The 13,063-nt window shown below is 66.8% G+C and carries 9 protein-coding genes, 1 tRNA gene and 1 pseudogene; 8 read left to right on the forward strand and 3 right to left on the reverse strand.

All coding sequences use genetic code 11. The features are described 5' to 3' along the window. Positions 1-112: 112 nt before the first annotated feature. Entirely contained in the window at positions 113-1,369 is a 1,257-nt protein-coding gene (locus QCD66_RS05690; protein ID WP_364217975.1) for an Ig-like domain-containing protein, read from the reverse strand. 180 nt (positions 1,370-1,549) lie between these two features. On the opposite strand from QCD66_RS05690, the gene QCD66_RS05695 reads away from it, so the two are divergent. Further along, positions 1,550-1,625, forward strand: a tRNA-Lys gene (locus tag QCD66_RS05695). Positions 1,626-2,172: 547 nt separating this feature from the next. Further along, positions 2,173-2,973 carry a MarR family transcriptional regulator gene (locus QCD66_RS05700; protein WP_375735273.1) on the forward strand — a complete coding sequence of 267 codons (801 nt, stop codon included), beginning with the start codon at positions 2,173-2,175 and terminating at the stop codon, positions 2,971-2,973. A gap of 25 nt (positions 2,974-2,998) precedes the next feature. Here the strand turns inward: QCD66_RS05700 and QCD66_RS05705 are convergent, their stop codons facing one another. Together QCD66_RS05705 and QCD66_RS05710 are read right to left on the reverse strand one after the other, a co-directional pair. Beyond that, entirely contained in the window at positions 2,999-3,592 is a 594-nt protein-coding gene (locus QCD66_RS05705) for a DUF5753 domain-containing protein (RefSeq protein ID WP_375735272.1), read from the reverse strand. 56 nt (positions 3,593-3,648) lie between these two features. Further along, a pseudogene (locus QCD66_RS05710) lies at positions 3,649-4,116 on the reverse strand (helix-turn-helix domain-containing protein); the annotation flags it as partial. A gap of 2 nt (positions 4,117-4,118) precedes the next feature. Between QCD66_RS05710 and QCD66_RS05715 the strand changes: the two are divergent. The 6 genes from QCD66_RS05715 to QCD66_RS05740 all read left to right on the forward strand — a co-directional run bounded on the left by QCD66_RS05715 (position 4,119) and on the right by QCD66_RS05740 (position 12,857). Continuing rightward, on the forward strand, positions 4,119-4,820 hold the full coding sequence (locus QCD66_RS05715) for a helix-turn-helix transcriptional regulator (RefSeq protein ID WP_375735271.1): 702 nt from the start codon (positions 4,119-4,121) through the stop codon (positions 4,818-4,820). Between the two features lie 7 nt (positions 4,821-4,827). Next, on the forward strand, positions 4,828-4,986 hold the full coding sequence (locus tag QCD66_RS05720; RefSeq protein WP_375735270.1) for a hypothetical protein: 159 nt from the start codon (positions 4,828-4,830) through the stop codon (positions 4,984-4,986). Then, positions 4,983-5,123: a hypothetical protein gene (locus QCD66_RS05725; protein WP_375735269.1), complete on the forward strand. Its 141-nt coding sequence runs from the start codon at positions 4,983-4,985 to the stop codon at positions 5,121-5,123. Before QCD66_RS05720 ends, QCD66_RS05725 begins: the two co-directional genes overlap by 4 nt. Positions 5,124-5,686: 563 nt before the next feature. Continuing rightward, on the forward strand, positions 5,687-6,151 hold the full coding sequence (locus tag QCD66_RS05730; RefSeq protein WP_357517084.1) for a hypothetical protein: 465 nt from the start codon (positions 5,687-5,689) through the stop codon (positions 6,149-6,151). A gap of 122 nt (positions 6,152-6,273) precedes the next feature. After that, complete coding sequence (locus tag QCD66_RS05735) at positions 6,274-9,384, forward strand: LamG-like jellyroll fold domain-containing protein (RefSeq protein ID WP_375735268.1); 3,111 nt, start codon at positions 6,274-6,276, stop codon at positions 9,382-9,384. A 131-nt stretch (positions 9,385-9,515) separates the two neighbouring features. Beyond that, positions 9,516-12,857 (forward strand): carboxypeptidase-like regulatory domain-containing protein, encoded by a 3,342-nt coding sequence (locus QCD66_RS05740; protein WP_407567236.1) that lies wholly within the window; start codon positions 9,516-9,518, stop codon positions 12,855-12,857. The last annotated feature ends 206 nt before the right edge of the window (positions 12,858-13,063 follow it).

Here is a 13,063-nt window from a genome sequence, read left to right on the forward strand (position 1 = left end):
CGGCAAGTCCCGGTTTCATGCCGAGACGAGAAGCACCAAAAAGTCGACCGGCAAATCGGGACAAAACCCGATTTACCGGTCGATCGCTTTGTGTGCGGCGCCCGCGAAGAATTTAGCCTGCGGCCACCGTCGGCGTCGCACCCGGTTCCGCCGTCCGCGGGCCGAGATCGGCCGCCACCGGCAACGCGCTGCCCTTGACGAACTCTTCCCAGGTCAGGTCCCACGCCGTCCAGCCGTTACCCGCCTGGAGCTTGCGCTCGGTGCCCTTCACGGTGACCGGATCGCCGATCTTGGTCTGCTGGAACAACCAGCGCGCGTTGTCCGTCGCCAGGTTCACACACCCGTGCGAGACGTTGCGCCGCCCCTGGTCGGCAACCGACCACGGCGCCGCGTGGATGTACTCGCCACCCCAGGTCAGCCGCTGCGCGAACTGGATATCGGTCCGGTAACCCAACTCCGGCCCCAACTCGGCGAACGTGTCGAAGACCGTCTCCTCCTTCTTCTCCATCACGATCATCGTGCCGCTGGACGAAGGAGTGCTCTGCTTACCCAGGCTGACCGGCATCGTCTTGATCAACTGGTCGTCCTTGAAAACCGACATCTGCTTCGTGGCGTTGTCGACCTCCATCACCAGCTTCCCGCCGATCTTCGCGGTCGCCTTACGGTCCATGTCGCCGTACCGGCCCTTGGCCGTCGGATGCCCGCCGACCGCGATCCGCACCGACAAAGTCGTACCCGGCTGCCAGAACTCCGGCGCCCGGTAGAAGACCTGCGTGCCGTTCTCCACCCAGTGCCAGGCACCCGGCTGCGGCGGATCCGTCTTCACGAACATCCGCTGCTGCACCGCCGCCCGGTCCTCCTTCTTCACCCCCGGATGGAACTCGACCACCACCGGCATCGCCACGCCGTACTCGCGGTCGTCGAACAGGTAAAGGCCCGTGCCGGTCGTCGAACCCGACTTCGCCATCGTCGTGAACGTCGTCGTCTTCGTCTCGGCCTGTCCGGCCGCACTCGTCGCCGTCACCGTCGCCGTGTAGGACTTCGAGTACTTCAACGGGCTCGCCGGCACCCACGACGACTGGTCGTCCCGCAACGCGCCCTCGATCTGCTTCGTGCCGCCCGTCTCCGTCAGCGTCACCGAGGTGACCGTCCCGCCCTTGACCAGAGTGCCGACCTCCGTGCTGATCGGCAGGTTCTTGGCGTCGGCGGCCGGCGTCACCGAGAACTCGAACGGCACGGGGGGAGCGGAGGTGGGCGCCGCACCGGAGGGAGCGCTGCCGAACCGCGGCTTGTCGTCGCCCGCACACCCGGTCAACGCCAGAGGCGCGACCACCGCCAGTACGGCCACGAACCGCCAGACCCTGCCCATTACAACCCCGATTCACTCGTCGCTGTGCACATCGTGCACGACGGAGGAAAGGGCGCGTGCCCCGCAGACACGGTGCCAGACCGGGTGGCGGTGTCACGTCAACCACACGGATGGTGTGGGAGGCGAACTGGTTGGAAGGGGCCCGGGTGAGCGTGCTAGGGTTTCCCCCGTTGTCAGAGAGCGCCGCTAGCTCAACTGGCAGAGCAGCGGACTCTTAATCCGCGGGTTCGGGGTTCGAGTCCCTGGCGGCGCACCAACGATCAAGGCTCTGAGCTGGGATTCAAACCAGATCAGAGCCTTTTTCATGTTTTGGGTCCGGGGCTGGGTGCTCGGTGGGTGCTCGGGAGCGGGTTCGCGGTTTTGCCTGGTATGTCCGGTATTCTGTCGGCGTCCCGATTCTGCTGTTGGTGACGCAGGGTAGTTGGATTCGTTGGTGTGCGGGTCGCGCCATGGGGCCGTCGAGGCCGTCGGTAGTGCCCGTTCTGGCGTCTGGGGTGGCCCGTGTGGGCGTGGTGGGCGGTTGTTTTGAAGATCAAATGGCCGGCGTCGTTTTGTTTCTTTTACTACTTTCGTCTTCGTCTCTTCGGCTGATCTGTTGAACAATGATCATGGAAAACCTCTGACAAAGCCCGATTGGGAGATGCGGGGGCTTTGTGGAGCCGCCGGGGCGGCCTGTGGTGGCTGTTCCGGTGGCGTGATCCGCCGGGGCGCCGGTATTCGGGGTTGAGTCCATCGCCCGGGGCGGCGACTACAGAACGTGTTCGCCTGTGGAGGTCCGTAGGCGGTCGGTGGATCATTGGTGGATGGGGGATCGGGCTGTCTCGCGCCGGCTGACGTCGCGGCAGTGGCGGATCCTGTCGTTTCTGGCGCTGCACGGGACCGCGACGACGGTGGAGGTGGCGGTGGCCGTCGGGGTGCCGCGGTTGACCGCGCACCGGGATCTGACGCGGCTGCACGGCTTGGGGCTGGTGGAGCGGCGACGGTCCGACGAGGACCGTACCCACACCTGGTGGTACGACGTCACCGCTGAGGGCGCTGATCTGGTCGGCCGCGACCTGGCGGCGTCGGGGCGGCCGGTGCCGTTGCAACTGGGGCGGCGGCGGTGGAGCGAGGCGGACGGGCTGTTGTTCCTGCCGTTGATCGAGGCGTCGCGGCAGAATCCGGGCCGGTGCGAGCTGTTCCAGTGGCTGACCACGATGGACACGTCGGTGTGGCTACGCGGGCACGGCCTCGCGTATCTGCGCGCCGACGGCTTCGGGGTGTGGTTGGAGGACGGCCGCTGTCTGCGGTTCCTGGTCCACGTCGACAACGCCCGGCCCAGTGGCCTGTTGAGCGAGGAGGAGCAGCGCACGGCCGGCCTGGACGTGCTGCTGGCCGGGTACCGCCGGACCGACCCGGCGGTACCCGTAGGCGCGGTCCTGCTCGTCGCCCGCGACGCCGACCACGAGGAGCACCTTCTCGGAGACCTGGCCCGTCGACCGGTCCGGGCGCCGATCGCCACCACCAACATCGAGCTGTTGGTCCGGCAGTGGCCGAACGAGGCGGTGTGGCGGGTACCGGGCGAGGCCGGTCCCCGCCGGCGCCTGATCGATCTCGCGCCCTGAGTGTCTGCTCGGCCGCCTTTGGCGGCTATGCCTGCTCGGCCGCCTGCCGGATGACCTTGATGGAGTCGCCGAGGTTGAGGGCGGCTTGTTGGAGTTGTTCGTAGGCGAGGACGAAGCGTTTGCTGTGTGGGGTTTCGACGTAGATGCGGCCGGCGACGTTGTCGAGGTATCCGACCTCCGGGTACGGGTCCGGCATCAGGAACACCTCGAACGGCCCCCACGCCCGAGCGGCGATGTTCACCTCGGACCGGATGACCTGGATGTTGATCCGGGTCCGTTGGGCGAGGGCGGCGACGTGCGCGAGCTGCTCGCGCATCAGGTCGGGGTCGGGCGTCTTCACCTGGAGGGCGGCTTCGTCGATGACGACGTTGAGGCGGTTGGTGCGGGCCTCGAACGCCCGCTGCCGGGCGACAAGCTTGTCCACGAGCCGGCCCTGGTGCTCGGTGCGCTTCTTCGTCCGCTCCCGCAGTTGGATGACGTGCGCCGTGTAGGCGGGGGTCTGGAGCAGGTCGGGGAGTAGGTGGGTGGCGTAGACGTTGATGCTGGTGCGTGTCCTTCGAGCCAGTCGTGGTCGACGTAGCCGCGGTTGTGGCGTTCGTCGGCGTAGTCGAGATCCCACTCCCCGGTGCGCCAGCACTCCTCGGACAGCTTCAGGATCCTCGCCCGGCGGTCGGGGTCGTCGACGCCGTAGATGTCGAGCAGGGACATCACGTCGTCGCGTTTGAACGGCCACTCCGCCCGCTCGTACCGGGCCAGGGCCGAATGGTCACGGTTCAGGTACTCGGTGGCCTCCTTGAGCGTGACACCGCGCTCGCGGCGTAGCTCGCGCATGAGGTAGCCGAGCCACTGGGCGCGCAGGGTTTTGCGGACGGGTTCCTTGAACGGCACGGGGCGACACCTTCTCTTGGCGGGATGCGGCGATCGATCTGCTGCTTGGAAGGCTGGACCGGCGACGGGAAGCGAGAGACAGTCCGGCACCGCCGGCCCGGCTGCGTTCAAGGAAATCGGTTTGGGCGGTTGGAACCCACGGCGTGTGTGGTGTGGTTGTGAGGCATCTGTGGGGCATCGGGCGTCACGGCCTGCGGGTGGGGCGGGCGGACCGCTACCGTGGGAACCCTGACGCACTTCCCGAAGGGGCTCCACCGATGGGCAGCAAGCGGGTCCGGTTCGCTCAACGCCGTAAGGCAGCCGGCTTGAGTCAGGAGAAGCTTGCCGAGCGGTTGATGGTCGAGCGGTCCACGGTCGTGCGGTGGGAGAGTGGAGCCACCGAGCCGCAGCCGTGGATCAGGCCGGCGCTCGCCGCCGCCCTGAACGTCACGGCCGACGAGTTGCAGACGCTACTTGACGAGGCGGTAGTCGCTGCGGCTCGAGGCGTCGGCCTCGACGGCGTAGCAGCCCTCCTCACCGAACCGGCGGCGACGATCGATGGCCAGGACGCCGAGATGGCGGCGATCGAGCTGGCGCGCCGGATCGAGGCGAGCGACGTCAGCGACAGCACCCTCGGCCGGCTCGAACAGGTCGCCGATCAGATGGCCATGGCCTACGCCCGGACGCTGCCCAAGGAGCTGCTGCCACAGGTACGGCGGCACCTGGCGTACGTCAGCGCTCTCGTTGACGCCCGGATGACCCTCACCCATCGTCGTCAACTGCTTGTCACCGGCGGGTGGCTTGCCCTGCTTGCCGCGACGCTGCACATCGACCTACGACAGGGGGATGCGGCGCGGGCCTGGCTCAGGACCGCCCCGGCAGGCGCCGACCGTTCGCAGGTACGCCGATGCGGCGGTCATCGCCGACCATCTGGCGGGCAAGGCTCCGCAGCGATGTGGGTGCACCACCGAACAGCGTGACCGCATCGTGCGGCAGTACCTGGAGGTGCTCGACCGGCCGGACTGGTGTGACACGGTCCGCGCGGGCCTCGACTCGAACCGCGAGTTCTTCGCCTGGTTCGCCGACAACGTCGCGGCACGGCTACGCCTACGAGCGTTCACCGAACCGACAGGTGACGACCGATGAACCCCGATGCCGAGCAGCGCCTGGTCGAGGCGGTGCGGGGCGGTGACGAGGCGGCTGTCGGACAGGCGCTGGCCGACGGCGCGGACCCGAATGCCACGGTCGGCTGGATCCGATGGTCGGTGCTGGCCGAGGCCTGAGCTGTTCGCGTGGTGCCCATGATGGACACGTCGGTGTGGCTGCGTGGGGATGCCCTGGCGCATCTGCGTGCCGAGGGCTTCGAGGTGTGGCTGGAGGATGGCCGCTGACTGTGCGTCCAGTCGTAGCCGCGTGTGCTGATCAGCCGTCCGTACGGGCGCCAGAGTCGAGGCCGGCCTGTGACGCCCGGTCCAGTACTGCGGCCTCGGTCGAATCCGAGTCCTGAAAACCGGACCGATCGTGCGGTCAGCGAGAGGTCCGCCGAGCTCAGACGGCGCAACCTAGACAGATTCCTGGCGGCGAGGGCTCGCGGATCTTGCTCGATACGGCTGCCGTGAGTGTTGCGGTTCCGGCCGATGCTGACGATGAGGTGGTAGTGCGTCGTCCAGGTAGGTGCCCTGGTGGATGGGTGACCTTCGTGGGGCCAAGTGGTCAACATCCTGTTCATGGTCTTGACTGTCAGCCAAGTCCATCGATATCTTTTACGCTCTGTGATGATCCGATTACCTCGGGGGTTTAGGTGTCTGTCTACGGTGTCCGTGTCCGGCTCCGGACGCCGCTTGACGTGAGCAACGGGCTGGTGGTGGTAGCCGTGCTGACGCTGGCTGTCCTGATGGCGGCGGGACTCGCTCCGGCTGCAGCCACCGCCCGGGTCGCGGTCACATCCAACACCGCCCCCGTTGCCCCCGTCGATCTCCTGTCGCATGGCCAGGTGTGTGGCACCGGCACGGCGCGACCGACGCTGGCGACCCTGCGACCGGTACTGGCCGGGACCCAGTCGGACCCTGACGTCGGGCAACAAGAGTTGACCACATGGTTCTACTGGTGGCTGGCGAGTGGATCCCGCAACGAGACGGACAAGCTTGCGCAGGCTTCGGGAAACCCGTCGATCGTCTCTGCGCAGATACCGGTGGGAAGGTTGACCGACGGACAGATCTATGTCTGGCAGGCGCGCACCCATGACGGCTCCGCTTACGGAAGCTGGTCGGTCACCTGCGAGTTTCGAGTACAGCTGACCTCGGTCCGATAGGCCAGTTGTCGGACGACACATGCAGTCCATTCCATAGCCGCTACGCGCCGAGGGCGCCTACCTCAAGCGCCGTCCGCAACTGACGACCTTGCCCACCAAGGCATAACTCTCGGAGGCCATCGATGTTGACCGCCTTAGTGAACCGTGGCCGGACTGCGCGGCGGGGGTCCCGTCGGCGTACCCGCTCGGCGGGCCTGACCGCGCTGCTGATGGTTGCCGCCTTGCTGGTGGCATCTCCCGTCAGCGCCGAGCCAGCGGCACCGGCATCGCCGGCCTGTGTCGACGAGCAGCCGGATGTCCGCAATGCCGAGGCAATGGTAGCGATTTGCCAGGGGCCGGTGGAGATTCTCGCCGAGCGGACCGAGGTGTCGCAGACGTTCCTGAACCCGGACGGTTCACGGACGTTGGAGGAGAGCTTGGCGCCGGTGCGGGTACGCCGCGGGTCTTCATGGGAACCGGTGAACACCACGTTGAAGATCACGCCAGCGGGAATTGCACCGAAGGCCTCGGTGTTGCCGGTCTTCCTCTCACCAGGCGGCGACGGCCCACTGGCTCGAGTCGTCGACGGCGATCGGGAACTGGCGATGTCCTGGCCGGATCCGCTGCCAAAGCCGGAACTGATCGGGGACACCGCAATGTACCGGGAGGTACTGCCGGACACGGATCTGCGAGTCAGCGCGCACGCGTTGGGCTTCTCGGAGGTGCTCGTGGTACGGACGCCCGAGGCTGCCAAGAATCCCCGGCTGTCTGAGATTCGGTTCGGGATGTCGGTCAAGGGGGTCACCGTCAGGGAGGGTGACGGCGGGACGCTAGTAGCGCATGACGACCGGGGAGCGGCAGTCTTTACGGCTCCGGCGCCGTTGATGTGGGACTCCTCCGTCGACGCGGACCTGCCCGGTGACCAGTCCAAACCGGACTCGCCGCTCGGTGCGGGAAAACCGACGGGAAAGAAGGACCCGGGCACGCCGACGTCACGCAAGGACGCAGAGGCCAACACGGCGGATTTGGCCGCACGGGAGCCGGCAGAGGGGGCGCGGCGCGCGGTGATGCCGGTGCGGGTCGGCTCGGACAGTCTGACCATCGTGCCGGACAAGGGGCTGCTGACCAGCCCCACGGCAAAGTTTCCGATCTACATCGACCCAGCGTGGACGGGGAACATCTCCGGCAGTTCGTGGACGACGGTGTGGAGCAAGTACAAGACCAGTTCGTTTTGGAAGAACGCCACCGCGTTGAGTAACGGCTCGACCAACGGCTCGGCCGGCGCGGGGCGGACTGCGGACTGTACGGGCTGCGGGGAATACATCATCCGGTCGTTCTTCCGGATGGATGTCTCCGGAGTCAAGGGAAAGATCATTCAGGCCGCCACCTTCCGGATCGAACAGCGTCATTCGTGGACATGCAGCCCGAAGTCGAACGCGAAGCTGTGGCTGACAGGCGCGATCTCGGCGAGTACCACATGGAACAATCAGCCGACCTGGAACGGTAGTTACACCGCACAGACAGCCGCGAACCGCAAGGTGGGAGCCATCCATGGCTGCTCGGGAGCGGGCACCATCGAGTTCAACGTCACGTCGATGGTCAAGAAGGTCGCGGAGGTGGAAAAGCAGTCGACCATGACCGTCGGTCTGCGGGCAGTCGACGAGAGCACCAAGAACCAGTGGAAGCGGTTCAACCACTCCTCGCCCAAGTTGGCCATCACATACAACACCCTGCCGGCCGCCCCGGCGGACCGCCTCTCTGACGGCAAGGCCTGCGCGACCGGTAGCTCCCGGCCGTACGTTCTGACCTTGACACCGACCCTTGCGGCTCGGCAGTCGGACCCGGACTCCGGTCAGCAGTCTCTGACCACCTGGTTCCACTGGTGGCCTCTTGGCAGCTCGCGGAATGACACCGACCGGGTCTCGCAGGCCTCGGGCAACACCGCCATCGTGTCGCACGCCATACCGGCCGGCCGACTGGTCGACGGTGGGACGTACGTCTGGCAGTCGCGGACCTATGACGGGACGCACTATGGGGACTGGTCGGGCACCTGCGAGTTCACAGTCGATGCCACACCCCCGGCAACTCCGTCCAATGTCACCTCGACCGACTACCCGACAGGTGCCACGCCGCACGGGAGTGTGGGTATCGCGGGTACCTTCGAGATCACCGCGCCGACTGTGCGCTCGTACGAGGTGAAGGAATACGCCTGGACGCTGGACTCCGGGGTTTACCTGGGCGCCGCTACGGTGGCGGCTCGCAGCGGGGACAACGGGGCGACGATCACGGTGAAGCCGGTTCGCGACGGGATCCAGACCCTGCGGGTTTGGTCGAAGGACCACGCCGGGCGGTATTCGGCGACGCCAAGGACGTATACGTTCGTCGTGCGGGCCGGCGCAGGTCCGGCGGCCCACTGGACGTTCGACGAGGCGAGCGGAAGCGCCACCGACGTGACGCAGCATGGTAATGATCTGTCTCTGGCCGGTGATGCGTCCCGGACAACCGGCCGGTCAGGGGTCGGCAGCGCGTTGTCGGTGAACGGTACCTCGGGCCACGGCGCCTTGAGCGGTCCCGTCCACTACCCGCATCCGGATACGAACGTGTCGACGGCGATGCGGACGGATTCCAGTTTCACGGTGGCGGCGCGGGTCCGGCTCGATTCGACCAGCGGGGTGACGGGACAGCGGACGATCGTTTCTGCCAACGGGACGCGGGCGTTTGCCTACACGCTGGGCTATTCGGGCCCGGACAATCGATGGCGGTTCACCATGGCAGGCACGGATGCGGACAGTCCGACGCTGTTCACGGTGTTGTCGAATGCCGCGCCGACCGCAGGTAAGTGGACCCATCTGGCCGTGGTCTTCGACGCGTCGACGAACACCATGCGACTCTATGTGAACGGGGTTGCGCAAACGGCGAGCGCGACGTTGAGCGGCGGTTTCAACGCGGTCGCCAATGTGACGGTCGGCAAGCGGAAATGGGCCGGTGGAGACGACGGGTTCTTTGCCGGCGCCATCGACGACGTGCGGATCTACAACTTCGCGGAGACTGCTGCCAAGCTTGCCGAGTTGGCGGTGCCGCTCCCGGCAGTGATTTCGTTCCCAACGGCACGGAGGCGAACGCCGGTGGTCAGCTCACAGCCACTTTCGACGCGGGTGGGGATACCAACGTCACGAAGTTCCGCTACAGCGTGGGAAGCGCGGGTGTGGACACCGAGGTCGCCGCAACCGGACCCGGTGGCACGGCGACGGTAGCGATCAATGCGGGTAGCGTGACCGGCGAGCGCTCACTCTTCGCCGTTGCCGTCGACGACGGAAACCGCCTGAGCGGCCTCGCCCAGGCGTCCTTCACGGTGACCGCAGCGACCAGCCTCAGCGGCATGGTGATGAACGACGCGGACTTCACCCCGCTGGTGGGTGCGGTGGTGACGCTGGAGCCGGGTGGATACCAGACGACCAGCGACGCGTCCGGAGCCTACTCCTTCACGGGTATGGCGCCGGGCACATACACCCTCGTGGCCAGTTATGGCGACCGCTGCGGTCTGACGGCCAGCGCCACGATCACGATCACCGCCGGTTCGCCGCGGTGGCGGGATCTCTACCTCACTCCGTACATGGACGACTCGGGTTACACCTGTGCCCTGGAAACGAGGTCGTTCACCAGTGCGAACGAGACGGTGCTGACGCTGTCCGGTGACGACGCCGTGACCGAGGTGCAGCTGCCGTTCGCCTTCCCCTTCTACGGTCAGGCGTACCTGTCGGGCTGGGTGGACACCAACGGCTACCTCTCGTTCATCGACCCGGCCGGCTCCCACCCGAACACCGGTGGGACCTGGCCACTTCCAGCAGCTCCGAATGCGCTGATCGCGCCCTTCTGGGACGACCTGGTCGTGGACGGCGCGGCGAGCGTACGGACAGCGGCCACGGGGTCAGGGGCGGCTGAACGGTTCATTGTCGAGTGGCGCAACGTGCACCGCAAGGGCAACACGGCCCAGCGGCTCTCCTTCGAGGTGATCCTCGCCCCGGACGGCACGGTCGTCACCAACTACGCGGGGTTGACCAGCGACCCGCTGCGGGGTGAGTACGCGGCGGTGGGTATTGAGGCGCCCGACGGCGAGGTCGGCCTGGCGTACTCGGTGAGCGAGCCGGTGCTGACCAGTGGGGAGGCGATCACCTTCGTTCACCCGCAGGAGGACGGCACGCTGGAGTTGCACGACCTGTCCGGGGTGCTGCGGGACGAGAACGACAATCCGGTGGTCGGGGCGACGGTGACGCTCGATCCGCGAGGATTGTCGACGACGACCGGTCCGGGTGGAGCGTACAGCTTCGATGATCTGGTGGCGGACAGCTACACGGTTTCGGCCCGGGTCGGTGCCCGCTGTGGCCGGGTCGCTTCCGACCAGGTGGAACTGGATGATGACCGCACAGTCACGCTCCGACTGGGGCCGGACTACGGGACGATGGGGTACGCCTGCACGGTTGGCTCGTCCGGGTATGTGGCCGCGTCGAACGTGGTGGCGTTGACCGGGGATGATGCCTGGAGGAACCTTTCGCTGCCATTCTCCTTCACCTACCACGGTCGCCCCTACTCCACAGCCTGGCTGCACACCAATGGTCTGATCAACTTCGGCGCCGAGCCGGGTGATGTGAACCAGATCTGGGTCAACCCGACGATGCCGACCGCGGCGATCCCGAATGGTGTCATCGCCCCGTTCTGGGACGACCTGAACGTGGACTCCTCGGCCAGCGTCCGCACCGAGCTGCTGGGCTCCGCGCCCGATCGGCGGTTTGTGGTTGAGTGGCGCAACGTACTCATGCAGAGTGTCGCCGCGCCGAACAACAGGCTGACCTTCGAGCTGGTACTGCACGAGGACGGGCGGATCGGCTTCCACTATGGCACCCTGACCACCCCGGTCCAACAGGGCGGGGGAGCCACGGTCGGGTTGGAGAGCACGGAGCGGGCTGAGGTCGCCGCCCTGTACTCCTTCCAGACCGCGGTCGTGCCGAGCAACGGTTCAATCGTGTACACCCCGAACACGGCGGGTACGGTCAGCGGCACGTTGACGACCGCGGTCACCGGTGATCCCGTCGCCGGCCGTACGGTTACCTTGACACCCTCCGGGGCGACCACGACCACCACCGGGGACGGCAGCTACGAGTTCACCGGTGTGCCGATCGGTGAGTATGTGGTCACCGCCGAAACGGGTGACGACCGATGTGCCGGCCAGTACGCCCGGGAGGCGTTCAACCACGCCGGCGCTGCCGCGGTCCGTATCGATCTGTCGGTGATGATCGACGGTGACGAGTTCGGCTACGGCTGCACGACCGGGCCGCAGAGCTTCGTCGCCGGCAACGTGGTCGAGGCGTGGAGCGGCGACGACGAGGTTTGGCAGAAGAACCCACCGTTCCCGATCAAGCTCTACGGCGAGTCGTACACCTCGGCCTGGATCAGCGCCAACGGTGTGATGACCTTCCGGAACCCGGCCTTCCACGGTTGGATCTGGGCGAACTCCACCCCGATCCCGTCACCGCCGTCGGAGGGCAGGCCCAACGCCGCCGTCTACGTGCACTGGAACGACTGGATCGTCGACTCTGCGGCCCGGATCGCCACCGGGACCAGCGGCACCGCGCCGAACCGGAAGTGGGTGGTCGAGTGGCGCAACGTGCACCTCTACGGTGACACCTCGGCCCGGGCCTCATTCTCGGCGGTCTTCGACGAGAACGGCGACGTCACGTTCACCTACGCCGACATCAACCCCTCGCACCTGCGGGAGCGGGGTTCGCAGGCCACGGTCGGCATCGAGAACGGTTCGGGGACCATCGCTTTCCAGCATTCGCACAAGGAGGCGGTGCTGACCTCCGGACAAGGCATCTTCTACAAGCCCAACCCGCCGGGCAGCGGCACCGTGACCGGTACGGTTACCTGCCAGGGAACGCCGGTGACCGGCGCCACGGTGGCCATGGCCGGACAGAGTGTCACAACGACCGCCGGCGGTGGGTACGAGTTCGACGACGTGCCCGCCGGGACGTACGCGGTGATCGCCACCCTCGGCACCGGCGCCTGCACCGGATCGGCGGTGACGCCGGTGACTGTCGGGACGAACACCACGAGCGTGGTGAACTTCGCGCGTGACGCCACTTTGGCCGGTACCGGTCACACAGTCGTCGAACAGCCGGTCAGCTTCATCCCGGCCAACAGCACCGTGCTGTCACTGACGGGTGATGACGCATACACCTCCATCACCCTGCCGTTCCCGGTCACCCACTACGGGCAGACCTACACCACCGCCTGGGTCGACATCAACGGTCTGCTCACCTTCGTCGAACCGGTGGCCTCGTCGCCGGACGCCTGGCCGATCCCATCATCGTCGGATTCACGTCTGCCGAAGGCGGCGATCTACCCGATGTGGCACGACTGGATCGTCGACGCTGATGCCAGCATCAGGACAGCCACCCTCGGTAGCACACCGAACCGTCGGTTCATCGTCGAGTGGCGCAATGTCCGATCGTATGAGGATCCCACGACCAGGATCTCCTTCGAGGTGATCATCGACGAGTCGGGGGGCTACACCTTCGCCTACACCGACAACGACGGCACCAACATCGAGCAGGGCGGTGCCTCCACGATCGGTATCGACAACGCGGACGGTACCGCTGCCACGCGGTACACGTACCGGCAGCCGGTGCTCCATCCCGGAACCGGGCTGCGGATCGAACCCACTTCCTAGCGCCGACCGGTGCGCCGGGCCGGACCTCGGACCGGCCCGGCGCACCGCCAACGGGAATTCCGCCCACCCGACCGCCCATCCTTCCGAACCCCCTCGGCCCCGGAGGTATCACCGGTGAAGGCAACAACCCGGCTCCATCTGCTGCCACCCGCGGCCCGGCGGCGCCACCGTCTTCGTGCCACGGTGTCGGGCCTCGCCGTGGCCGT

It is taken from the genome of Polymorphospora sp. A560 (assembly GCF_045781765.1).
GTDB lineage: Bacteria > Actinomycetota > Actinomycetes > Mycobacteriales > Micromonosporaceae > Polymorphospora > Polymorphospora lycopeni.